Source organism: Olleya sp. AS48, from assembly GCF_038900355.1.
Taxonomy (GTDB): domain Bacteria; phylum Bacteroidota; class Bacteroidia; order Flavobacteriales; family Flavobacteriaceae; genus Olleya.
Map to the genome: position 1 here is coordinate 189571 of NZ_JBBMRD010000005.1, position 25081 is coordinate 214651.

General features: G+C 30.1%; 26 protein-coding genes and 1 riboswitch. Of the genes, 10 read left to right on the forward strand and 16 right to left on the reverse strand.

Annotation, left to right across the window (positions count from 1 at the left end; genetic code table 11):
• Positions 1-11: 11 nt before the first annotated feature.
• Positions 12-590, reverse strand: a complete 579-nt coding sequence (locus WNY60_RS08320) for a DUF2892 domain-containing protein (RefSeq protein ID WP_145002145.1) — start codon at positions 588-590, stop codon at positions 12-14.
• Between the two features lie 211 nt (positions 591-801).
• Here WNY60_RS08320 and rpmH point away from each other — a divergent pair, with 211 nt between their 5' ends.
• The 3 genes from rpmH (at position 802) to WNY60_RS08335 (ending at position 4612) form a co-directional block, all read left to right on the forward strand.
• Positions 802-963 (forward strand): 50S ribosomal protein L34, encoded by a 162-nt coding sequence (gene rpmH / locus WNY60_RS08325; protein WP_028281753.1) that lies wholly within the window; start codon positions 802-804, stop codon positions 961-963.
• A 101-nt stretch (positions 964-1064) separates the two neighbouring features.
• Positions 1065-3917: a carbamoyl-phosphate synthase large subunit gene (gene carB, locus WNY60_RS08330; protein ID WP_342862086.1), complete on the forward strand. Its 2853-nt coding sequence runs from the start codon at positions 1065-1067 to the stop codon at positions 3915-3917.
• 65 nt (positions 3918-3982) lie between these two features.
• The gene (locus WNY60_RS08335; RefSeq protein WP_145002143.1) at positions 3983-4612 is read left to right on the forward strand and encodes a T9SS type A sorting domain-containing protein; all 630 of its coding nucleotides are present in this window, start codon (positions 3983-3985) and stop codon (positions 4610-4612) included.
• Positions 4613-4664: 52 nt separating this feature from the next.
• On the opposite strand, the gene WNY60_RS08340 is transcribed toward WNY60_RS08335, so the two are convergent.
• From WNY60_RS08340 to WNY60_RS08370, 7 genes are all read right to left on the reverse strand, one after another.
• Positions 4665-5219: an acyl-CoA thioesterase gene (locus tag WNY60_RS08340; protein ID WP_145002142.1), complete on the reverse strand. Its 555-nt coding sequence runs from the start codon at positions 5217-5219 to the stop codon at positions 4665-4667.
• Complete coding sequence (locus WNY60_RS08345) at positions 5219-5470, reverse strand: hypothetical protein (protein WP_145002141.1); 252 nt, start codon at positions 5468-5470, stop codon at positions 5219-5221. The genes WNY60_RS08340 and WNY60_RS08345 overlap by 1 nt, the downstream gene beginning before the upstream one ends.
• A 2-nt stretch (positions 5471-5472) precedes the next feature.
• Entirely contained in the window at positions 5473-5838 is a 366-nt protein-coding gene (locus WNY60_RS08350) for a 6-phosphogluconate dehydrogenase (protein WP_145002140.1), read from the reverse strand.
• Positions 5839-5850: 12 nt separating this feature from the next.
• Positions 5851-7236: a DNA recombination protein RmuC gene (gene rmuC / locus WNY60_RS08355; protein WP_342862087.1), complete on the reverse strand. Its 1386-nt coding sequence runs from the start codon at positions 7234-7236 to the stop codon at positions 5851-5853.
• 221 nt (positions 7237-7457) lie between these two features.
• Complete coding sequence (locus WNY60_RS08360) at positions 7458-8252, reverse strand: ABC transporter ATP-binding protein (RefSeq protein ID WP_342862088.1); 795 nt, start codon at positions 8250-8252, stop codon at positions 7458-7460.
• A gap of 1 nt (position 8253) precedes the next feature.
• Entirely contained in the window at positions 8254-9285 is a 1032-nt protein-coding gene (locus WNY60_RS08365) for an iron ABC transporter permease (RefSeq protein ID WP_099569681.1), read from the reverse strand.
• Complete coding sequence (locus WNY60_RS08370; RefSeq protein ID WP_342862109.1) at positions 9282-10439, reverse strand: ABC transporter substrate-binding protein; 1158 nt, start codon at positions 10437-10439, stop codon at positions 9282-9284. Before WNY60_RS08370 ends, WNY60_RS08365 begins: the two co-directional genes overlap by 4 nt.
• A gap of 182 nt (positions 10440-10621) precedes the next feature.
• Positions 10622-10846, forward strand: a riboswitch (cobalamin riboswitch).
• A gap of 30 nt (positions 10847-10876) precedes the next feature.
• Between WNY60_RS08370 and WNY60_RS08375 the strand changes: the two genes are divergently transcribed.
• Positions 10877-12727 carry a TonB-dependent receptor gene (locus tag WNY60_RS08375; RefSeq protein WP_342862089.1) on the forward strand — a complete coding sequence of 617 codons (1851 nt, stop codon included), beginning with the start codon at positions 10877-10879 and terminating at the stop codon, positions 12725-12727.
• 8 nt (positions 12728-12735) lie between these two features.
• Entirely contained in the window at positions 12736-13782 is a 1047-nt protein-coding gene (locus WNY60_RS08380; protein WP_342862090.1) for a YncE family protein, read from the forward strand.
• 89 nt (positions 13783-13871) lie between these two features.
• Here WNY60_RS08380 and WNY60_RS08385 read toward each other — a convergent pair whose 3' ends face one another.
• Complete coding sequence (locus WNY60_RS08385; RefSeq protein ID WP_342862091.1) at positions 13872-14591, reverse strand: ATP-binding protein; 720 nt, start codon at positions 14589-14591, stop codon at positions 13872-13874.
• A 16-nt stretch (positions 14592-14607) separates the two neighbouring features.
• A complete protein-coding gene (locus WNY60_RS08390) occupies positions 14608-16044 on the reverse strand; it encodes a S41 family peptidase (RefSeq protein WP_342862092.1) in 1437 nt (478 codons plus the stop codon).
• 109 nt (positions 16045-16153) lie between these two features.
• Here WNY60_RS08390 and WNY60_RS08395 point away from each other — a divergent pair, with 109 nt between their 5' ends.
• From WNY60_RS08395 to WNY60_RS08410, 4 genes are read left to right on the forward strand one after another with little or no spacing between them, the layout of a single operon-like run.
• A complete protein-coding gene (locus tag WNY60_RS08395) occupies positions 16154-16663 on the forward strand; it encodes an RNA polymerase sigma factor (protein WP_145002130.1) in 510 nt (169 codons plus the stop codon).
• Complete coding sequence (locus tag WNY60_RS08400; RefSeq protein ID WP_145002129.1) at positions 16650-17126, forward strand: hypothetical protein; 477 nt, start codon at positions 16650-16652, stop codon at positions 17124-17126. The genes WNY60_RS08395 and WNY60_RS08400 overlap by 14 nt, the downstream gene beginning before the upstream one ends.
• Positions 17127-17150: 24 nt before the next feature.
• Positions 17151-17717 carry a DUF4252 domain-containing protein gene (locus tag WNY60_RS08405; RefSeq protein WP_145002128.1) on the forward strand — a complete coding sequence of 189 codons (567 nt, stop codon included), beginning with the start codon at positions 17151-17153 and terminating at the stop codon, positions 17715-17717.
• Between the two features lie 4 nt (positions 17718-17721).
• A complete protein-coding gene (locus WNY60_RS08410) occupies positions 17722-18264 on the forward strand; it encodes a DUF4252 domain-containing protein (protein ID WP_342862093.1) in 543 nt (180 codons plus the stop codon).
• A gap of 51 nt (positions 18265-18315) precedes the next feature.
• Here WNY60_RS08410 and WNY60_RS08415 read toward each other — a convergent pair whose 3' ends face one another.
• The 6 genes from WNY60_RS08415 to WNY60_RS08440 all read right to left on the reverse strand — a co-directional run bounded on the left by WNY60_RS08415 (position 18316) and on the right by WNY60_RS08440 (position 24550).
• On the reverse strand, positions 18316-20952 hold the full coding sequence (locus tag WNY60_RS08415; protein ID WP_342862094.1) for a carboxypeptidase-like regulatory domain-containing protein: 2637 nt from the start codon (positions 20950-20952) through the stop codon (positions 18316-18318).
• Between the two features lie 2 nt (positions 20953-20954).
• Positions 20955-21719: a GLPGLI family protein gene (locus WNY60_RS08420; RefSeq protein ID WP_342862095.1), complete on the reverse strand. Its 765-nt coding sequence runs from the start codon at positions 21717-21719 to the stop codon at positions 20955-20957.
• Positions 21720-21773: 54 nt separating this feature from the next.
• Positions 21774-22073 (reverse strand): hypothetical protein, encoded by a 300-nt coding sequence (locus WNY60_RS08425; RefSeq protein ID WP_342862096.1) that lies wholly within the window; start codon positions 22071-22073, stop codon positions 21774-21776.
• A 271-nt stretch (positions 22074-22344) separates the two neighbouring features.
• The gene (locus tag WNY60_RS08430) at positions 22345-22548 is read right to left on the reverse strand and encodes a hypothetical protein (protein WP_339808813.1); all 204 of its coding nucleotides are present in this window, start codon (positions 22546-22548) and stop codon (positions 22345-22347) included.
• Between the two features lies 1 nt (position 22549).
• The gene (gene purB, locus WNY60_RS08435; RefSeq protein WP_145002122.1) at positions 22550-23893 is read right to left on the reverse strand and encodes an adenylosuccinate lyase; all 1344 of its coding nucleotides are present in this window, start codon (positions 23891-23893) and stop codon (positions 22550-22552) included.
• Between the two features lie 93 nt (positions 23894-23986).
• Positions 23987-24550, reverse strand: a complete 564-nt coding sequence (locus WNY60_RS08440; RefSeq protein WP_342862097.1) for an adenylosuccinate lyase — start codon at positions 24548-24550, stop codon at positions 23987-23989.
• A gap of 35 nt (positions 24551-24585) precedes the next feature.
• Here WNY60_RS08440 and WNY60_RS08445 point away from each other — a divergent pair, with 35 nt between their 5' ends.
• Positions 24586-25059: a heme-binding domain-containing protein gene (locus WNY60_RS08445; RefSeq protein WP_292946610.1), complete on the forward strand. Its 474-nt coding sequence runs from the start codon at positions 24586-24588 to the stop codon at positions 25057-25059.
• Positions 25060-25081 lie beyond the last annotated feature (22 nt).

Here is a 25081-nt window from a genome sequence, read left to right on the forward strand (position 1 = left end):
TAAAAGAATAATTATCTACTACGTCTTTTTTGTGCACGTATTGATCCACCTTGACCAAAGTGTTGTTTAGGTGCTTGTGCGCGTTTCATGTTTTCTTTCATCATTTTTATTTGATCAGTTAACATACCTTGTTTATCAAGCTTTTGTGCTTCGGCTAATAATGTAACTGCTTCTTGCTTTCTTCTTTTAGACATTGCAACTCCAGCTAAATTAAGTTTAACCATTGCCATATCATGATCCATAGATAAACCTAATTGCTCTGCTTTTTTAAAATAACGTTCAGCTTCAGTCATATTATCCTGAGAAACCATAATACCATTTAAAAAGTTATAATACCCTTGTTGCTTTTTAACTAAAGCAGTATCTGGATTTTTAATTTTATCTAACCATTTTTTAGCACCAGGAAAATCTTGTTTTCTTAATCTTAAAAAAGCTAATAAAATAAATTCATTTTTAAAATATAAGAAGACAAATATTAGGGCTAAAAAGATGTACATGATACCATTACCGATGTTTCCTTCCACAAATTGCCAGATGGCTACACCAAAAATTCCGATTGCTAATATTAGTTTTATTACTTTATTGTACATTTTTTAAATTTTAAAAGTCTTGTATTACTTGATTTGTAACGTTTTTAAGCGTTATTTTTATTGGAGTACAAAGAAACTAAAAAAATCTTTAAAAATATTTTTTAAATTAGGTTTGTGAAATAAAAAACTCGTTGTATATTTGCGCTCAGTTTTACGTAAAGCATAAAACTAAATAAAACATATACTATTCAGATTTTAAAAAAATAAGACAATGCCAAAAAGAACGTTTCAGCCATCAAAGAGAAAAAGAAGAAATAAACATGGTTTTAGAGAAAGAATGGCTTCTGCTAATGGTAGAAAGGTATTAGCTCGTCGTCGTGCTAAAGGAAGAAAGAAAATATCTGTTTCATCTGAAACTAGACATAAAAAATAATGTTTAACAATTGTTAACATTTTAAAGGCGTTACTTAGGTGTAACGCCTTTTTTTGTATCTAATAATTACTATTTTTGATAATCGAAAAAAACAAACTAAAATGCCAAAAAATCCTAAGTTAAAGTCTATTCTTATTATTGGTTCAGGTCCTATCGTTATTGGGCAAGCCTGTGAGTTTGATTACTCTGGTACGCAAGCACTAAGATCTTTAAGAGAAGACGGAATCGAAACTATTTTAATCAATTCTAATCCAGCAACAATCATGACAGACCCAAGTATGGCTGATCATGTATATTTGTTGCCTCTTAATACAAAGTCTATTGTTCAAATTTTAAAAGAACATCCTCAAATTGATGCAGTACTACCTACAATGGGTGGACAAACTGCACTTAATTTATGTATTGAAGCAGATGAAAAAGGAATTTGGAAAGACTTTGATGTAGAGATTATAGGTGTCAATATTGACGCTATTAATATTACAGAGGATAGAGAACAGTTTAGAGAGTTAATGCTTAAAATAGGTGTGCCTATGGCTCCTCAAGCAACTGCGACATCATACCTTAAAGGTAAAGAAATTGCCCAAGAGTTTGGGTTTCCATTAATTATAAGAGCTTCATTTACATTGGGTGGAGCAGGAGCTTCTTTTGTATATAAAGAAGAAGATTTTGACGAGTTATTAACACGTGGATTAGAAATTTCTCCAATTCACGAAGTCATGATTGACAAAGCCTTAATTGGCTGGAAAGAATACGAGCTTGAATTACTAAGAGACTCTAATGATAATGTAGTAATTATTTGTTCTATTGAAAATATGGATCCAATAGGGATCCACACAGGAGACTCCATTACTGTTGCTCCTGCAATGACATTAAGTGATAAAACATATCAAAAAATGCGTGATATGGCTATCCATATGATGCGTAATATTGGTGACTTTGCTGGTGGTTGTAACGTACAATTTGCAGTTAGTCCAGATGAAAACGAAGATATAATTGCTATCGAGATTAATCCTCGTGTATCTCGTTCTTCAGCTTTAGCTAGTAAAGCAACAGGATATCCAATTGCAAAAATAGCTGCAAAATTAGCTATAGGTTATCATTTAGATGAGTTAGAAAACCAAATTACTAAATCTACATCAGCATTATTTGAGCCAACTTTAGATTATGTAATTGTTAAAATACCACGTTGGAATTTTGATAAGTTTGAAGGAAGTGATCGTACACTAGGACTGCAAATGAAGTCAGTAGGAGAGGTTATGGGTATTGGACGTTCTTTTCAGGAAGCACTTCATAAAGCAACACAATCTTTAGAGATTAAACGTAATGGTTTAGGTGCTGACGGTAAAGGTTATACTAATTACGAACAAATTATTGAAAAGCTAACCTACGCAAGTTGGGATCGCGTGTTTGTAATTTATGATGCCATTCAAATGGGAATTCCTTTAAGTCGTATACATGAAATTACTAAAATTGATATGTGGTTTTTACGTCAATATGAAGAATTGCACCAATTGCAAAAAGAAATTTCGACCTTTAAAATAGACACCATCCAAAGAGATTTACTTCTAGAAGCTAAACAAAAAGGGTATGGAGACAGACAAATAGCACATATGTTAGGCTGTTTAGAAAGTCAAGTATATAATAAAAGGGACGAGTTAGGTATTAATCGTGTTTACAAACTTGTAGATACTTGTGCTGCCGAGTTTGAAGCTAAAACACCTTACTATTACTCAACATTTGAAAATGATGTAGAAACAGCTGATGGAACACGTTATGCGCATAATGAAAGTATAGTTTCTGATAAGAAAAAAGTTATTGTTTTAGGATCAGGACCAAACAGGATTGGACAAGGTATCGAGTTTGATTATTGTTGTGTACATGGTGTATTAGCTGCTGCAGAATGTGGTTATGAAACCATCATGATTAACTGTAATCCAGAAACAGTATCTACAGACTTTGACACAGCAGATAAATTATATTTTGAACCCGTTTTTTGGGAACATATCTATGACATCATTAGACATGAAAAACCAGAAGGTGTTATCGTGCAATTAGGTGGACAAACCGCTTTAAAACTTGCTGAAAAACTATCTAAATACGGAATTAAAATTTTAGGAACTAGTTTTGAAGCTCTAGATTTAGCTGAAGATAGAGGGTTGTTTTCTAACATGCTTAAAGAAAACAATATCCCTTATCCAGAATTTGATATTGCTACAACTGCAGATGAAGCAGCTGCAATTGCAGACGTGCTAGATTTTCCAATATTAGTTAGACCTTCATACGTACTTGGAGGACAAGGGATGAAGATTGTAATTAATAAACAAGATTTAGAGGAGCATGTCGTTGATTTATTAAGACGTATGCCTGGAAATCAACTGTTATTAGACCATTATCTTGATGGAGCTATTGAAGCTGAAGCAGATGCTATTTGCGACGGAGAAAATGTTTACATCATTGGTATAATGGAGCATATAGAGCCTTGCGGAATCCACTCAGGTGATAGTAACGCAACATTACCACCTTTTAATTTAGGAGAGTTTGTAATGCAGCAAATAAAAGACCATACCAAGAAAATTGCATTAGCATTAAATACGGTTGGGTTAATTAATATACAGTTTGCTATTAAAGATGATATAGTTTACATCATTGAAGCTAATCCAAGAGCATCACGTACAGTTCCATTTATTTCTAAAGCCTATGGAGAGCCTTATGTAAATTATGCAACTAAAGTTATGTTAGGCGAAAAGAAAGTTACTGACTTTAATTTTAACCCACAGTTAAAAGGTTATGCTATTAAACAGCCAGTGTTTTCTTTCAATAAATTTCATAATGTGAATAAAAAACTTGGGCCAGAAATGAAAAGTACTGGAGAAAGTATTTTGTTTATAGACGATTTAAAAGATGATCAGTTTTACGATTTATATGCAAGACGAAAAATGTATTTAAGCAAGTAATAAAAATAATTAATTGGTTTTTAGGAGGTTATAATTAATTTTTGTATTTTACAATAAAAGAGATTATGACAAAAAAACTACTATTTATTTTATTTGCTTTTGTAGCTTTAAGCGTATCAGCTCAAAACCAAACAGTTAATATAGATTGGAGTTTCGGCTCTAACTCTAATGCAACAGGACCTAATAATAATGCAGATCGCACTATTGAGGTTGGAGATACAGTTATTTGGGATTGGTATTCTACTGGTACGCATAATGTAGAAAGAACAGGAGGTACATCCTCAGATAATTTTGTAAGTGGTTTTATGACTACAGGAGCAACGTTTTCGCATACGTTTACATCTGTAGGTACAAATACATACCAATGTAATCCTCATCCAACAAGTATGTTTGGTGTTATTACAGTAGTACCAGAAGGGACTTTAAGTGTGCCTGATTTTGCAACACGTTTATCTGCGATAAATCTGTATCCAAATCCTGCATCATCGACTTTAAATGTCGAAATACCTTCTCAGTTTAAAGAAGATTTGACTATTGAAGTGTATAATGTTTTAGGTAAAAAAGTACTATCAAAAACAATTAGTCAATTAAAGACTAGTTTGTCTATTTCTAATTGGAATGATGGTGTGTATTTAATAAAAATAACTTCTGTTAGTTCAGGGACCACAATAACTAAACGATTTGTAAAAATTTAATACAAGCCTTTTAAAATAAAAAAGCCTTCATTTCTTGAAGGCTTTTTTTATTTTAAAAATTATCAGGTAAATCTATTCTAACTTTGTAATCTTTTAATATTGGAAGATAATCTGTGTGCGAAAAATCTTCATGATCAAACTCATATTGTCGTTGTTTTTTAGTCTCCATTCGCTTAATAGCTTTTAAAAAACGTTTGACTTCTACCTTATCATTTAAAATAAGTCCAGCAACTTCCATGGATTGTCCATTATCATCTTTGGCAACCATTGTAAAGTAAGACGAGTTACAATGTTTTACAATACCAGTTTGTATATTTTCAGCCTCTACACGTATACCAACAACCATAGATGTGTTTCCAACAAAATTTACAGAAGCTTTCATGGTTACTAGTTCGCCAACCTCAATAGGACTTAAAAAATCTACAGTATCTACACTAGCAGTCACACAGTAGGTTTTAGAATGTTTAGAAGCACAAGCAAAAGCTATTTGATCCATCAAATTTAGTATGTAACCACCATGTATTTTTCCACTAAAGTTAGAGTGTGAGGGTAACATTAATTCGGAAATACTAATTCTAGAATCGTCTGCTTTTTTATATGCTTTCATTATAGTTTTTGTTGTTGTATGTAATATTCAATTTGGTTTTTTCTGTAAAATCCGACAATAATTAAAGCCAGTCCAAAAAAGAGACACATGATAATAATAAAGTTATTTAATTCTTCTCTTTTACTAAATTTTCCTGGCTCTATAAGCGTATCAAAACCAAAAGACAGTAGTCCTGCTCCTGCAATAAAGATAAAAATATATTTAGCTCTTAAGCTCCATTTGTATATTACATTTTGAGTAGAATCTGTCATAATTAATAATTAGAACGTCGTTCTTTATCTTCTTCTACCTTAGTAATAAAGTACTTAGTATCACCTAACCAAAAGAAGGTTTTGTAACGTTCAAAATACGAAAGTTTTACAAATTTACCTTGTAAACGATTTAAATCATTAATAACCTGTTTCTCTTTATCCTCTACAGAAAATTCAAAAAGTTGAGCTTCAGACACACCTTGACTGACCTCGCCTTCCCAGGTTTTAAACATAACACCTTTACTGCTAAATTTAACTAATTCTCCTGCTCTAACACCTTCACTGTACGTTGCAAAGTATATAAAACAAAAATATCCTACTAAAATTAGGACTATAATAACTAAGGCTTTTACTAAAAATTTTATCATAATTGTTTTGTGTTAATCGTCAAATTCTGCTCTTTTAATAATGGTTTCGGGTAATGCTTTTTTAGCTTTAGCACCTAATTTTTTCAATTTTTCAACACTTGTAATTAGGTTTCCTTTTCCTTCTACTAATTTATTCATTACAGAGGAATAATCCTTTTTAGCATCGTCTATTTTTTTTCCAACACCAGTTAAGTCTTTAACTAAACCTTCAAATTTATCATATAAAGCGCCAGCTTGTCTTGCAATTTCGATAGCATTTTGTTGCTGCTTTTCGTTATTCCACATGCTGTCAACTGTTCTTAAAGTTGCTAATAACGTGGCAGGTGTAACAATAACTATGTTTTTTTCGAATGCTTTATTGTATAAACTATTATCAGCATTTATAGCAACTGCAAAAGCAGGCTCAATTGGAATAAACAATAAAACAAAGTCAGGACTTTCTATATCATATAAATCTTCGTACTTTTTATCAGATAATTGGTCTACGTGTCGTCTTATAGAATTGATGTGGGCTTTTAAATATAACTCACGCTCGTCATCTTCAGCATTCACGTAACGCTCATAATCTGTTAAAGACACCTTACTGTCAATAATCATTTTTTTATTGTCAGGTAAGTGTAATACTATATCTGGCAACACTCTAGAGCCATCCGCTCTGGTAAAATTTTGTTGTACAAAATACTCTCTATCCTTTTCTAATCCAGATTTTTCAAGGACACGTTCTAAAACTAATTCTCCCCAATTTCCTTGCATTTTACTATCACCTTTCAATGCTCTAGTTAGGTTGGTGGCTTCTTTAGTCATTTGCTGATTTAAATCCTTTAAACCCAATAATTGTTCTTTTAAAGCACTATGCATACTAATACTTTCCTTTTGAGTATCGTCTACTTTTTTCTCGAAGGTTAGTATTTTTTCTTGAAGTGGATTTAAAATATTTTTGATATTTTCTTTATTCTGAAGGGTGAACTTTTCGCTTTTTTCGTCTAAAATTTTAGTTGCTAATAACTCAAAATCTTTACGAAGTTGTTCTTGACGCAATTCGACTTCTTCCTCACGTTTAAGGTTTAATTGTTGTAGGTTTTCAAAATCGGCATTTTTTCTAGCTAAATCTTCATTTAAAATATCCTTTTCACGACGGATGCCTTCGCGTTCTATTTCAATTTTAGAAATAGTTTGTTTCAACTCTTGTAATTGGGTGTTAAATGTCGCGTGTTGTCTTTCGCTTTCTGCGGAATAAAACTGTTTTAAGTCAGAGAGTTGCTGTTGTAAATTGGTGTTTCTTTCTTCTAAAGTACTTTTTTCGCTTTTACTTTTAAGTTTAGTGAAAAGCATACCTAAATAACCACCAATAGCAGCAGCAATTACAATAGCAAGTATAAGGATAATGTTGTCGTTCATTTAATGAAAACGTAGTTTGTTCAAAGATAGTTAATTTGTTTCTCAGTGAGAAGTTAAGTATTTATATATGCTGAATGTTTGATTTTGTTAATTTAGAAATTGATTATTGGTTTTTTTTAAGTATTACGATAGATGTTTTAAAAGCTTAATTATTATGAAATACTGAAACAAGTTCGGTAAGACGTGAATTGTTCCTTTATGATTTTGAGTTTGACGTAAAACTACTTTTTAACCCTAAAACTGCCTGTTTTTTCATCAAAAACAATCATATCTGCAGGAAACAGGTTAGAAAACGCACCTTTTTCGATTAAATTACAAGGTGAGTCACTAACTATTCCATGGTTTGACATGACAATCATATTATCGCATAATTGGATAGCTAGATCAATTTCGTGAGATGAAAATAAGATGGTTTTTCCAGTATCTTTAGCTAGTTTTTGAAGCAGTTTTAGGATGTATGCTTTGTGATACATGTCTAAATGCGACGTAGGTTCGTCTAGAATAATTAAATCGGTATCTTGTGCTAAAGCACGAGCTATCATTACTTTTTGAAGTTGACCATCACTAAGCTCGAAACATTTTTTATGTTTCAAATCTTCAATAGTCGTTTGCTTGATTGCTTTATTAATAATGGTTACATCTGTGTCAGATAAATTACCAACCCAATTGGTGTAAGGTTGACGTCCAAGAGCAACCAATTCAAAAACGGTTAAATTTTTTGCAGCAATAGGCTCTGTTAATACTAAACTTAAAGTTTTGGCAAGTTCTAAATTAGAATAGTTATCTAAATTTATATTATTTATTAATACATAACCACTTAAAGGTGTTATAACCTTTGTTAATGTTTTTAAAAGTGTGGATTTACCAATCCCATTACCACCAACCAAACCAATTAATTCGCCTTTATTTATAGCAATATTAATGTTAGATGCTACAATAGTTTTGTTTTTTTTAGACTGATAACCTACAGTTAAATTATCAGTTTTTAGGATGGTATGTTGGTTGTTTTTTTTCATTTTAAAACACCATTTTACGTTGTCTTACTAATAACCAAACTACAATTGGTGCACCAAATAAGGAGGTTATAGCATTTATAGGTAGCATATAATCTGTATTTGGTAATTGGGCAATACTGTCGCAAATTAGCATAATAATGGCACCAAATAAAAATACAGCAGGTAATAATATTTTATGATTGGACGTATTAAACACTTGTCTAGTAACATGCGGAATTGCTAAGCCAATAAAGGCTATTGGTCCTGCAAAAGCAGTAATAGTACCTGCTAGTAGGCTAGTGGCAATAATAATTAATAATCGACTTTGTTTAATGTTTAAACCTAAGCTTTTAGCGTAATTTTCGCCCAATAATAAGGTGTTAAGACCTTTAATTGATAGGATACTAAACAGGATACCAATACAATAAATGATGGCAAAAATAGTAACCTCGTTCCAGTCCAAATCTCCTAAACTACCAAAACCCCAAAAAATGTATTGCTGTAATTGTTCTGCACTACTAAAGTAGGATAGTACACTAACTATTGCAGCTGTAATACTACCAAACATTAATCCGATAATTAAAATAGCCATAGTATCTCTAACTTTTGAGGATACAATTAGGACTAATAATAACACTAAAAAACTACCTAAACTTGCAGCAATAACTAAGCTCCATTTGGTAAGTAAAAAAGTAGCTAAAAATCCACCAAAAATACTACTACCTAAAATAACCAATGCGACACCTAGACTTGCTCCAGAGGTAATCCCTAAAACAAAGGGACCAGCTAAAGGGTTTCTAAAAAGGGTTTGCATTAATAACCCAGAAATACCTAAACCAGAACCTACCAATACAGCAGTAATTGCTTTGGGTAAACGATAGTTTTGGATTATATATTGATGATTGTTTAAATTATCCGAATTTGTAAAAAAACTGTCTATAATAGTATTAAAAGCTATGGATACAGATCCTAAACTAATGTTTACCATAAATAATAGTAAAAGCAAAACTGCTAATACTATAAAGGGAATGGTATAAGATTTGGATGTTATCACTTTAACGGTTTAAAAAAGTAAGTTTGATACTCTGGCAATAAGTCTGGATGACAAATTTTAATGATGTCTTTTAATACTAAATCAGGTCTAGATAAACCAAGTTCATAATACAAAACACCTCCTGTTTTTCCGGTTGTATTTGCAAAAGTATAGATAGCATTATTTTTAAAAGCATCAAATTGCGTGTAATGCGTATTAGCGGTTTGTAAAGCTTCCATGCTACTATAATAAGATGGACTTAACCATAAATTAGCATGTTTTGCTTTTTCAAAAACAGCTTCAAAACTTAATGCTAAACTGCCTTGAGATTTAGTGTCTGCATATAAATAATCGACATTTGCGTCTTTTAAAAATTGAGCTTCGGTACTGGTTCCATTTGGCAAATACCATACATCCTTATACATTGCACCACTAATTACTGTTGGTCGCTCAGTGACGGTTTGCGCTAATTGTTTTGCTGCTTTGTAATTGGTTTCGATAGTTTTAAATACAGAATCTGCTTGTTTTTCTTTATTATATAGTGCACCAAAAAACTTAATCCATTCGGCTTTAGCCAAAGGTGTTTTTTCTACCCAATCACCATTATAAATTACAGGTATTCTAGCATTACTTATTGTTTTTAAAGATTTATTTGTGCCATCAACACCAAATCCAACGACAACATTTGGATTTAACTCTAATAAAACTTCGGTGTTTAAACCTTCGTTTTTACCTAATTCTCTTACGTGTCCATTATCAATACGCTGTCTGATTTTTTCTGAAGAAATATAATCACTGCCAGGAAAACCAATTAATGAGTTTTCTTCATTTAAAAGTTCTAAAGCAGGAATATGAGTTGTAGAGGTTACTACTATAGATGTTACAGGAGTAATAATAATACCATCATATTCATCTTTCATAAACGATGTTTTTGCAGCGTCTTCTTTACTAATTAAAACGTACTTATAGGTTTTTTCTGCTTTAGGCCAAGGGTTGTTAACGGTTAACACTTTAAAATTACTATGATTTGTAATACTAAATCCTTCAGCGTAAGCGATACTATTATCCTCTTGTATTAAAGCAGGAAGTTTCCTGTCAATACCTGGATCTTCCTTGCAATTTAGAAATAATAAAAATGAAAGTAATAGTAATAAAAAAGCTTTGTTTTGTAACATTAGTAGCGCTTTAGCGGAAAATTTTCCTTTAAATTTATATAAAATTTTAGTCATGAGAGACGGTTCAAATTTAACAATATATATAGTAGGAGGAATTATATTATTACATTTTTTAATTGGCTTTATTTATTTAATCTATAAAATGAATAAGAAAAATGAAGAATGAATTAATTTAAAATAGTACATTCGCGCTGAATTTTGGTTTGACTTTGTGCTAATGCAAAGTCGATTAAAAGGGAATTTGGTTTAAATCCAGAACTGTTCCCGCAACTGTAAGTTTATGTTCAACATTGGTTGGACACCTTTTAAAGGATGTTATTCAAACTTAGACCACTGTTTTATTAAAAATGGGAAGGTAGAGTAACATATAACAAGTCAGGAGACCTGCCAGAATTTGTCATCTAATATGATCTTCGGGAGAAAGGTCTTTAAGATTTATGAAAAAAACTATTGGATTACTAATTGCTGTATGTTGTAGTGTTGTGTCTTTTGCACAAACACAGCTGGACTCTGTCCAATATTTAGATGTTATTGAGCTTAGTGATATTAAGTTGAAACAAAATGCTGCAGGATTTAAAGTTACTGTTTTAACCGACTCTGTTTTAAGTAAAAACACTTCTAATTTTACGGATTTATTACGATTTAATTCTAATATTTATTTTAAAGAAAACGGTTATGGGATGGTGTCTTCACCATCGTTTAGAGGGACTAATGCCTCGCAAACTGCTGTGATTTGGAATGGTATAAACATTAACTCTCAGTTAAATGGTCAAACGGATTTTAATACCATAAATACCAATAACGTTAATAAAGTAGTTATTAGAAATGGTGGAGGTAGTGTGCAATACGGAAGTGGAGCAATTGGAGGTAGTGTACACTTGGACAATACATTAAGTTTTACTAAACATTTAAAAAATGATGTCAAATTTAACTATGGTAGTTTTGAGAGTAAAAACATTAGTCTAGTTACAGATTATGGACAAAATAAATTTGCTTTTAATTTAGGGGTAAATTATCTAGATTCTGATAATGATTATAAATATTTAGACTCTGATAAAATTAATGAAAATGGTGATTTTAATAATTTAAGTCTTAATGCTAATTTAGGTTATTTTATTTCAGATAAAGATGTGCTAAAATTATACCATCAGACTTTTTTAGGTGATCGTGAGTTTTCTGGTACAACTGCTACGCCATCAAATAGTAAATATAAAGATGAGAACTCAAGGTCAATGTTGGAATGGGTTAGGACTGATCAAAAGTATACATCCAATTTTAAACTTGCCTATTTAAAAGAGTCTTTTGAGTTTTACCAAAACAAAAATTCTGAGTTTTTTACTTTTGGACAAGTCAATACTTTTCTGGCAAAACATAATTTTAATTATAAATTATCTAAACAGGTAAGTGTTACTAGTATTTTAGATTACAATCTTTTTAAAGGTGAAGGCAGTAGTTTTGGTAATCCAGAGCGATCTATATTTTCTGCTACAGGATTATTACAATATAATCCAAGCACTAATTTAAATTTAGGTTTTAATGTAAGACAAGATGTGACTTCTGATTTTAGTAGTCCATTATTGTTTTCAATGGACGCTTTGATTGGGATTACCAAATTTTATAAGGTCAAAATTAATGGGTCAAAAAATTATAGAATTCCGACATTTAACGATTTGTTTTGGCAACCTGGAGGTAATTTGAATTTAGTACCAGAATCGTCTTATCAATTTGATTTAGGTCATGTTTTAGACTTTAATTGGTTGCAACTACAGTTGAATACCTACTATATTAAGTCGCAAGATTTGATACAATGGAAACCAAATATCTCTGGGTTTTGGTCGCCACAAAATATAGCTGAAGCCCATAGTTATGGAGTAGAAGTTGGGTTAACTATTTCTAAAAAAGTTAATAATCACCAATTGACGTTTAGCTCAAATTACTCTTACACAGTTTCAGAAAATTTAGAAACAAATAAGCAATTAATTTATGTGCCTTTTCATAAAGCTAATGCCACATTAGCTTATAGCTTTAAAAGGTTTAGCGCACATTATCAGCAGCTATTTAATGGAGACGTCTTTACAACTTCCGATAATTTAAAAGGTCCATTTTATAGTTTACAATCTTATAATGTAGCCAACTTAGGCGTTAATTATAAAGTATTACAACATTTTAATCACGAATTAGAGTTGGGATTAAAAGTAAATAATCTATTTAATAAACTATATCAAAACGTAGCATTTAGACCAATGCCAAACAGAAATTTTAATATTCAATTACACTATAAATTTTAAATCAAATTATGAAAAAAATTATTTACTCAATTGTAGCTTTATCATTATTAGTCTTTTCTTGTTCTAATGATGACGATGCATTTACACAACCAGAACCATTAGGAGCTTATGAAAATGGGATTTTAGTAAGTGCAGAAGGTGGACCATCTTCAATTTCTTACATATCTAATGATTTTTCTGAAACAGAAAATCAAGTCTATTTTAATGTTAATAATGAAAACTTAGGCGTGTATTTACAATCTGTAGGTTTTAATGGAGATAAGGCTTATATCGTTGTTGATGCAGGAACAATAACAGTTGTTAATCGTTATACCTTTGAAAAATTAGGAACGATAGACACTGGTTTAACGTTACCACGATATATTGCTTTTGATGGTGATACTGCTTACGTGTCTGATTGGGCTGATCCAAATGATACTACAGATGATTACATTGCTGTAGTAGATTTGAATGCTAATACTGTAACATCTACCATAGCTGTAGCTGAAGGTCCAGAGCAAGTTTTAGTTAATTTGGATAAAGTATTTGTATCACATAAAGGAGGTTATAATACTAACAATTTGATAACAGTAATAAATACTGAGGATAGTACAACAGACACTATTACTGTACAATCTAAACCAGACGAGATGGTGATTAATAATCAAGGTAATTTGGTTGTGCTTTCTGGAGGTAACGAACCATGGACAGGTAACGAAACACCAGCAGCAATAACAAAAATAAATGTTACAGATAACTCAATTGTATCCTCTTTTGTTTTTGAAATAGGTCAACATCCAGGTTTAATGAGTTATAGTGATGGTAATACTTATTACATTTTAGATAATACAGTATATGGATTGTCAGATACAGATACTAGTTTACCAACAGCTTCATTATTTGACATTACTGCTACTAGTGCTTATGGAATGGCAGTAAAAAATAATTTGCTATATGTAACAGATGCAGGAAACTTTTCAGGAAATAGTACTTTAAAAGTATATGATTTGTCTTCAGGATCAGAAACCAATAGTTTTGACGTTGGTGTCATAGCTTCTAAGATTTATTTCAACTAAAAATAGTAATTAAACCACAAACCAACCAACAAATAAAAAGCCTCTAAATTATTTAGAGGCTTTTTTATGCGTTATAATTTAGATAATTGTTATGGTATTAAATCACAATACCACACACCATAAGTTTCGGCATCACTTTTACAGATATCATTATCATTGGTTTTAGGTGCTTTGTATTCGCGATATACTTTTTCTCCAATAGTAAACGGGATTGGGTTTTTAAAGATTGGCCCATCAAAACAAAAGGTATGGAATTCGCCATTTTCTCCGCAAGGATCAACACCTTCGGGTAGATTGTCAATAAAATGTTTATCTATAATAGTTCCAACAAAATCTTGGTCAAAGTATTTAGAATTAGCACAAACCACAATGGTTTTAAAACCAAGCGCTATAAACTCAGTAATAAGCTGTTTTGTATTGCGTTTCCATAACGGAAATATAGCTTTTATGTTTTGTGAGGCTAGTTGGTTTTCTCTGTATACTTTTAAGTCCTCTAAATAGATATCGCCAAATGCACTATGTGTAAATTTGTCATCCTTTAACGTGGTTACAGCCTTTAGCATAATGTCTTCATAAGTATCCATGCTTGGCATTTCAGGAAGCTCTATTAGACTGGATTTAATACCTAAAGCTTCGGTTTGTGCAATTAACAATGCTTTACGTAAACCATGCATAGTTACACGATTATAGTGTGTATTTACTGTGGTAATTAATTGTTCAACAGAATAATTTTCGTCTTGTTGTAAATAATATAAGGCTAAAGCCGAATCTTTACCTGAACTCCAGTTAAAATAAGTTTTATGTCCCAATAGTTTTTGCGTTTCTTTATTTAAATACGTTTAATCCTTCACTATTAATGTACATATTGTCTTTTGTAATTGTGTTAAGCTTAGAGTAATCTTCTATTTTTAAGTTATTTAACATAGGTTGGTTACTAAAACGTCCATTACCAGTTATATGCTGTATGGCTCTTGCTAGAAGTGGTTCGTCTTGTTGCCCTAAAATACCGTAGTTTGCTACGTTTTCTTCTAAAGTTAATGTTGGTATCAAACCAGTTTCGTATTCAAAAAAGCCATTAGCATTCTCACTTTTTCCAACTAGAGGCTGCATTGCCCAAGTATGATTTGGATTGATACCTGTGGTGCAATTATAATTACAACTTGGACTATCATATAAAGTGGTTGAAAACTCATTTTTACCAACAGTTACATCTCCAATATGTATGACGTCAAGGTAAGGTCTTAAGCAATTTATAACCAACTCGCTAGCAGAAGCAGAGCTACCTTGCGCTAAAATGTATACTTTATTTAAGTTTAAGGTATTAATAGATGTACCATCAGAGAGTTGATTGGTAAAGTATTTGTTAACCTGAGTATCACTAAGGGTTGCTTGTATTTTATTATTCCATTGTTGTTTTAAAAATAGTGCAGTTGTAGGTTCTCCAGCAATCATACTTCCTAAATTAATAGCACTATTAACGCTACCTCCAGGATTGTAACGTAAATCTAGGACCAAGTCTTGGACACCTTCGGCAATAAACTGGCCAAAAATGCTATTAAGCTGTTGATCATAACCACTTGTAAAACGATTATACATTAAATAGCCAACCTTAATACCATCTACTGTAAAGGTATTTGATATTAAAATTGGATTTTCTTCATATACTTGTTTTGTAAGTGTAACGGTTTCACCTGTTAGAACAAGATTGTCGGATGCATCTAATTCTGCAAGACCAATAGTATAAGTATCGCTTCCAAAAAATAGTAAGTTTCTGTAATTGTTTTCAGTTAATTGTGTTCCGTCTACGGTTAAAAAAAAGTCTCCACGTTGTAAGTTGTTTGTAGATGCGCTTGTATTTGGTAATATATATTGTACAACACCAAAAGCATTACTGCCACCATCAATTAAACCAACACCAAACTCCATTCCGTTGCTTTTAGATACACCATTTAAAGCGTTGTTTAAAGCAAAATAATCGTCTACAATCCAACTAAAACGGTCTTGATCAGATAATAAGCTATAAAACATTTGATCAGGCGTATCAAAACTATTTAAAAACTGAGTATAGTTTGCAGTGTCTAAAAATCGGTCATCTGCTAAGTCCGTAACTTGATCTTGCCAGTAATACCAAGTATTTAATCCAGACCAAATAAAATCTTTAATCTCTGTGTCAGAGATTGGGTTGTCGTCCATATCTTCATAACAACCTAAAATAATAAACGGAAGTAAAAGTACTAGGTGTTTTATATTAATAATTTTCATAGCGCTAAAGGTTCTTTTTCAATATAAAAGTACTTACTTTATTTTATATTGAAAATAAATTGTAACAATTATAATAGTTGTTCGTCGTAATAGAAACCAACCAACCAAAATGACGCAGTCAGAGTTTTTAAAATTAGTAATGCCTTTTAAAGATAAGGTCTTTCGTTTAGCAAAACGATTGCTAGTCTCTAGAGAGGAAGCAGAAGATGCCACTCAGGAGGTATTGTTAAAATTATGGCGAAACAAAGGTCAAATAGAAAATTATAAAAATGTAGAAGCATTTTCTATGACCATGACCAAAAACTTTTGTTTGGATAAATTAAAATCCAAGCAATCGCAAAATTTAAAAATAGTACATAGTAATTATCAAGACCACAATGTAGCACTACAAAAACAAATAGAATTAAATGATAGTTTACAATGGGTAGCAAAGATTATTGAAGATCTACCAGAACAACAAAAAATGGTAGTACAATTAAGAGATATTGAGCAATATGATTTTGACGAAATAGCAAAAATGTTAGATATGAATCCTACAGCAGTACGTGTAGCACTATCTAGAGCTAGAAAAATAATAAGAGAAAAATTAACAAGTACACATAATTATGGTGTTAAATAATATAGAAGACTTACTAGAAAAGTACGAGAATGGTCAAACCACTCTACAAGAAGAAGCACAGTTAAAAGACTATTTTAACCAAGAGACTGTCGCTCCGCATTTAGAGTATTATAAAGCAATTTTTGGGTATTATACGGTAAACCAACAGGAGACTTTTACTAAACACGTACCACTAAACACTAAAAAGAAAATTAATTTTAAGTGGTTAAGCGTTGCAGCAGTAGCAGTGTTAATGGTTGGTATTTATCTGACTAGACCAAAAGAAGAGGTAATTACAGAAGCTGATAGGATAGCCTATAATCAAGCTAAAGCTTATCTAGAGTTGGTCTCCAAAACCTTTAATAAAGGAACTGCACAAGTTAGTTATTTAGGTGAAATTAATAAGGCTGGCACACAAGTTGACTATTTAAAAGAAATGGAAAACCCAATAGGACGTATTTTAAAAATTAGAAACATAAAATAATATTAAAATTTAAAACCAAATACAATGAAAAAATATATAACAATTACAGTATTAGCCATATTATTAATGCCATTAACAGGTATGGCTCAGGATATTTTTGAAAAATATAGTGATGATGACAAAGTAAGTTATGTGTCCATCAAACCTAAAATGTTTCAGATGTTAGCAAAAATAGATATTAATACAAATGATGCTGAAGCTAAAGCTTATATGGATATGGTAAATAGTATTACCAGTTTTAAAACTATGGCAACAGGTGACAAAACTATAGCTAAGGACATCACTAAATGGGTTGCAACACGCAGCGCTGTTTTAGAAGAATTAATGGAGGTTAAGGACAATGGAGTGGTCATGAAGTTTTATGTAAAAGAAGGTAAAGACAGTGACCATGTAAGTGAGTTGTTAATGTTTATTAATGGATTAGAAGCAGCAATGAAAGATTCTGATATTGAAATTAATGGAGAAAAGCGTACTATCGAAACTGTAGTAATCTCTTTAACAGGTGATATTGATTTAAACCAAATTTCTAAATTAACTCAAAAAATGAATCTTCCAGGAGGAGAGGAGTTAAAAAAGAAAAGTAAAAAATAAACCCATGAAAAAAACCTTCCAAACCGTAATAACATTTATTGCTTTAAGTATTGTTCTAGTAAGTTGTAAAGACCAAAACTCTATACAAACCTATTTTGTAGATCATCAAGAGTTACCAGCTTTTATGTCCTATGACGTATCTGCAGATGTAATAGATTTTTCTAAAGCTAACTTAAATCCAGACGAGCAAAAAGCATATCAATCTGTAGATAAACTAGACATTTTAGCTTACCGAATTAAAGATAATAACCTAGAAAGCTATAAAACAGAGTTACAAAAAGCTAAAAAAGTTTTTAATAACGAAAAGTATGAAGAGTTAATGGAGTTTAAAGACAAAGGTGTTAATGTAAAAGTTAGTACATTAGGTAACGCAGATGCAATTGACGAGTTTTTAGTACTTGCAAGCTCCAATGATTTTGGATTTACTATCGTTAGAATTTTAGGTGATAACATGAAGCCTGAAGAGTTAATCAAGCTAAGCGACAAACTTAAAAACGCAGAAGTAGATCAAGCACAACTTAAAAGCTTAACTAACTTTTTTAAATAATAATTACATTACTTTTAATAAAAAAGGCTTATCCATTGGATAAGCCTTTTTTTATAATTTAAATCTAATTGACAGTAAAAAGTATCTCTCTAATAAAGTTTGTGTACTTAAAGTTGTAGAGTAGTCAGTAGAATTCAATTCTTCAAAAAACTTTTTGTTAAGCAAATTATTAAATCGTAGTTCATATTCTATTTTCTCATTTTTTTGAACATAATTAAAGATGGCATCCAAGAAGGTAAAACTGTTATTTCTAGTTTTTAAATTTGAATCAAAATATTTTGCTTCAATAATAAAATTAAATCTGTCATTAACAAATTTAGTCGAGAAGTTATTTTGAAAAGTTGAAAAATTCACTTGGTCTAAACCTTCTGTTGAAAATGAATTATTTTGAAATACAATCGAATTTTCAAAGTTTAGTTTATTATTAAAGCCAGTTCTAATGTCTAGTTTTAGCAATAAAGATTGACTTTTGTTATCTCTTATATCATTATTATTTATAGTGTTTTTATAATTATTGATTGTTAAAGTACTTTTTAAATCTATAGTAGATTTAATAAAATTAATATATTTTTCAGTTTCAATTCCAAATCGATAATTACTATTATCTAATTTTTCTAAATTAGTTATGTTTAGTGAAGTGTCTTCCTCGATAAATAACGTGTTTAGATAGTCATAATTTACTTTCGAATAGTTTAAATAAGAATTAAATTGAAATAAATTATAAAAATCATTTATTTTATATCCTATAGATACATTTTCACTTCTTATACGATTAAAATCAAAAGTGTTAGATAGTATGCTTCTATTTCCAATTTGAATAAGTCCAGAATACATTTTATCCAGTTCTGGTAATCTGTTGTTAATATTATAATTAATATAGATATTAGAGTGTTTAGTTAAACCCAAATAAGTCGTTAGTGATGGATTACTAATAATCTTTTTATTTTTTGTTAAGCTTGAATTGTTATTTATTTTTACATCAGAATAAAATAAGCTGTTTTCAAAAACAAATCTCCATTTGTTAATTTTAAATAGATAGTTAAAGTCAAAATATAAATTATTATCTCTAAATGTAACATCATTATTATTACTAAAATGGTTAAAGTTAACAATGTCATTATTAGATGTTAATAAGTTGTTTTCGTTTTTAATACCTAACGATAACGAATAATTTCCATTTTTTAGTTTAGATAAATATTTTGAAGATATATTAAAAGAGTTTTTAATAAATTTTGCGTCTTGATTTATGGAACCACTAGATGTTACGTCTATATTATTGAAGTCTAATTCTTGAGGAATGGTATTTTTTGATAGATTACCAACCAATTGAAAAGCACTATTATTATTTAATTTATTTGTGTACTCTATGTTTTGATTAATAAATAAATCTTCACTCTTTTTTATTTCCCTAAATACTGAATTATTATTTGTACTAAATGAATTTATATCTAAGGTAGTATAATCTATTTTACCTTTAACATTTAAAATAGAGTTTTGTTTAGGTCTATGTATTAACTCATAATCTAAAACATTTACTTTTGGTTTTTTATTTTGGTCATAAATATTTGTAATTGATAAATCAATATTATTAAAATTTGTTTTAGTTGTATTGTTTAGTTCTAAGTTATCGGTTAAATAATTTGCATTAATCCTTAATGATGTTTTGTTTGAAAATTTATTTAAAACATTAAAACTGCCAAATAAGTTGTTATTTGATCCAATATACTCTTCGGGTATAAGAATATTAAAATTGTTTGATGCTAAATAATTATTAGTTCTAAACCTAAGCTCATTAATTTTTGATAAGTCAAAATTATTCGAGATAAAATTATAAGGACTAACATTTTGATTAATGTTATTATAATTAAGTAATCCAAACCCTTTTATTTTTTTTGAAATAGAAAGAATGTTAGACATTAATCTATATTTATTTTCAATACCTAAGCCAATATTAATATCTCCAGAGACATCCGTTTTACCTCTTTTAAGTGTTAAATTTAATGCTACATCCTCTGTGTTTTTAATACCTTTTAATAATGGGTTTTTTTGGTAATCTTCAATAGCTTCAATTTCCTCAATAATTTCCGGATCAATGTTTCTTGTACCTATTGTATAATTATCATCAAATAAATTATCATTATCTAAAAGTACACGTATTACACGTTTGCCTTTAAAAGTTATAGACCCGTTTTTTGCAATATTTATTCCTGGTAGTTTTCTTAATAAATCTTCAACGTCTCTTTCTGTTCCATCTTTAAAATTATTTGGTCTAAAGACTGTAGTGTCGTTTTTTATTAAAATTGGTTTTTTACTTTTAACAATGACTTCTTCTAAAGTAGATATGGTTTCTTCTAGCTCAAAATCTACAATATATGATTTTTTAGAAATTTTCTCTTTTTGAAGTTTTTTTAAAGAAGATTTATGACTTAATATTGATGTTTCTATTATTATTTCATCATATTCGGAAGGAAACTCGATTAAATAAGTCCCATTTTCATTACAAGTTGTATATGATAAAATAGTATTTTCATTATTCTTTATCAAAATATTTACAAAAGGTAATTTCTCATTGGATTGATTGTCTATAATAATGCCAGAGATAAAATGTTGTGAGAATAAATTATCACTATTTAAAAATAAGAAAACCATAATAAATATGGCTTTAAAGGTTGTTTTTATAGTGTTCAAAATCAATCTTTGATATATGGAGCGGTTTCTAATATTATCGTTTCAATTTTCTTTTTTGGTAGTGATCTTGTAGTACCATTTTCTCCTCGATAATTTTTTAATTCATAATATTTTTTTTCATATTCTTTTATGTAGGATTCCCAAGTTATGGGTTTTAAAACAATTTCGTCAAATGGGTTGCTAATAGTTTCATTTGTTTTTTTTATAACAATCTGGTTTGCATTCATTTTAAAAACTTTATCTGTAGATTCTACAGATAAAATAACTCCAGGTAATCCATAAAATTTCCATGGTCCTGTTGGATATGGTATTTCTAAAGTGAAATATGCAATATATTCTCTTCCTCTAAAATGGGTTTTCGCTTTCTGACACTTGTAACCTAATATTTCTCTTTTTGAAGTATCAATTTTCCAATCAAAAATATTCATAGTGTCTTTTACGTAAAATGGTTTCATTGAAACTCTTTCAATACTGCTTATTTTTTTTTCTATAAAATTTTTAAAAATATGAGGATTTTTTTTTGCCTTTATCGCATAAACAGAGCCACCTTCTTTACCTGCTTTTTCTTCCTCAAAGTTTAAGTTTCCAACAAAGTCCATTTCGTAATTTGATACAGTATCGTTAAAAGTTAATCTAGCATCAACAATTGTTGCTGAGGGTAATTCTTTCATATGAATATGATGCGTATAATCAATTATGATAATATTTTCTTGTGAAAAAGATACTTGTAAAAAAAAGAAAAGTAAAATTAAAAGTTTTTTTTTCATAGTGCGATTTTTAAACTCAAGGTTTAATATTTTAAACCTTGAGTAAGTGATTTATTAAGGGTAAGTACCACCTTGTTGTTCGATATAAAGTACTGCTGCCATAGTAGCAAACAAACATGCTGTTTCAGGAGTAGTCCCATAGCCATAAACTGTTTCAACAACTTCTCCATTATAAGTTATTTCTGCTCTACATCTATAACCTTTGTTGTCATGATAATTGTGTACTACAAAATTAAAGTCAGATGTTTTAGAGTTTAAAGTGTCAATAGTTGCATTTTGTTTTTCTATCACTTCTGCTTTAGAAAAAGAAAATAGTCCCAAACTAAGGACAAATAAAAAAAGAAATTTTTTCATAACGGTTTAAATTTTTGTTAAAAAAATTGCTTGTTTATATTTATGTCAAAATATCATTAATAAATTTTTATTTATATAATATCTTTTTTAAAAATTTAATAATCATTAGTATTGGTGAGAATATAAAAAAGAAAAACTAACGCAGACATAGATCAAGCACAACTTAAAAGCTTAACTAGCTTTTTTAAATAATAATTACATTATTTTTAATAAAAAAGGCTTATCCATTGGATAAGCCTTTTTTTATATTATAACAATAAACGTGTTGTTATTACTTTTTAATTTTTGTTTCAAAAAAGTCATCGTCTCCATTACTGGATTTTTTAACTAGCACAAGGTTTAAAATAACGGTTAAATAAACAATAACAATCAACCCAACGTAAATCGGATTACTTAATAAGTCTGTAATACCTCCAATAAATAAAAGTAAAACGGTTACAGTGCAAAGTATTAAAGATGTCTTGTCATTAAACATGTTATATTCCTGTATAATTACTTGGTGATATGGCTTTTAATTCTGTTTTAATAGCTTCACTCACGTCTAAGGTATCAATAAAATTTGAAATAGAGGTTTTATTAATCGCTTCATTAGTTCTAGTTAATCCTTTTAAAGCCTCATAAGGATTAGGATAACCTTCACGTCTTAAAATAGTTTGTATAGCTTCTGCAACGACAGCCCAATTGTTTTCTAAGTCAGCTTCAAATTTAGCTTGGTTTAATAATAATTTACCTAAACCTTTAAGTGTTGATCCAAAACCAATTAAAGTATGACCAAAAGGGACACCAACATTACGTAAAACAGTACTATCAGTTAAGTCACGTTGTAATCTTGAAATAGGTAATTTTGCAGATAAATGTTCAAAAATAGCGTTAGCTATTCCTAAGTTACCTTCACTGTTTTCAAAATCTATTGGGTTTACTTTATGTGGCATAGCACTACTACCAACTTCTCCAGCTTTAATTTTTTGTTTAAAGTAGTCCATAGATACATAGGTCCAAATATCTCTATCTAAATCTATAATAATGGTATTAATACGTTTTAAACAATCAAACAACGCAGCCATATGGTCATAATGCTCGATTTGTGTAGTTGGAAACGAGTGGTATAAACCTAGTTTTTCTTGTACAAATGTACCTCCAAAAGTTTTCCAATCTATACTAGGATAAGCCACTTTATGTGCATTAAAATTTCCGGTTGCACCACCAAATTTGGCAGCACTTGGGATATCATTTAATAAGTTAAATTGCTCTTCTAAACGTACAGCAAATACTTCAATTTCTTTACCTAAACGGGTTGGAGACGCTGGCTGACCATGTGTTCTAGCTAGCATTGGTATATCTTTCCAATCTTTAGCAAGACGCTTTAATTCTTTTAAAACATTTAAGTATTCTGGTACGTAAGCCTCATTCATAGCATCCTTAATACTTAATGGGATTGCTGTGTTGTTAATGTCCTGAGACGTTAATCCAAAGTGTATAAACTCTTTAAATTCGCTTAAACCTAAAGCATCAAATTGTTCTTTTATAAAATACTCAACCGCTTTAACATCATGGTTGGTAACCTTTTCAATATCTTTTATAGCCTGAGCATTTTCAGTAGTAAACGATTTGTAAATGTCACGCAATGCTTCAAATTTACTAGAATCTACACCTTTAAGTTGTGGTAGTGGAACTTCGCATAAAGCAATAAAGTATTCAATTTCTACTAAAACACGGTATTTAATTAGTGCTTCTTCAGAGAAAAAATCTTGTAGTTTTTCAATTTTATTTCGGTAACGACCATCAATTGGAGAGATCGCATTAAGTTGATTTAAAGACATAAAAATAGTTGTTTTTTAACAAGCTATAAATATAGTTTTTTTAACGGGAAGACTAAAGGATTACGCTTTAAGAATTAATTAAAATAACAATTTTTATTTTTTAGTTTTATGTAAAATTTGCTTTGCTCTGGCTTTAAAAGCAGCACTTTGAGAAGCAAAATCACGTTCCAAAATGGTTGTTAATTCTGGATGGACCCAATCATAGTCCTTACCAAACAAAAATAAAGTATTCATGCTATACGCTTTTGCAGCAACTTTAGCATCTGTAATTAACCAATCAAAACAAGCTTCAATAATTTTTTCCCGATGTCTCGGAAGTAAGGCATCTTTTAATTTAGAAGGCGTTTTACCATAGTAGGCAATAGCAATATATTCGCAAATTTTTGCAACAGGTCTTTCTGCCGAATCTATATGCACACGACCCATGTTTTCTGTAAATGTATCCAGATAAGGGATTAAAGCTTCTAGGTTTTCTTTACACATAAACTCTAAAACCCAAGCAGCACGTGGAGATATTTTGTCGTCAACCATAAACATAATATCTAAAATCTTAGGTATTAAATTAGTGTTAGCTAACAGCAGGTGTGCATAATACAAACGTTTTTCACGAGAATGATTAACATAATTTAATTCTTGATATAAAGCGTCAGTCGTCAAAGATTTATTATTTTTAAAGTCTAAAAATAACTAAAATGAAATTACTTAAAAAGATTGGACTAGTTTTATTACTGGTTTTTATAGTTGCACAATTTTTTTCGCCTGAGAAAAACCAAGGTAATACTGAAGATTTAACCGCTTTTTTAAACGAAACAAAACCTTCTCCAGAAGTTAAAACCATTCTTGAAACCACATGTTTTGATTGTCATAGCAGTAATACTAAATATCCATGGTATGATAAAATTACACCAATAAATTTTTGGTTGAATGAACACATTGAAGACGGTAAAAAACATTTAGATTTTTCTAAATGGTCAGATTACTCTATAAAACGTAAAGACCATAAATTTGAAGAACTTGCAGAAGAAGTTGAAGAAAAGAAAATGCCTTTACCAAGTTATACTTGGACGCATGGAGACGCTAAATTATCCGATTCGCAAATAAAAGCAGTAGTGGATTGGGTAAATCAAGTTAGGATGGGCTATGCATTAGCACCAAAAGCAGAATAAATTTTAATATCTAAAATATCCC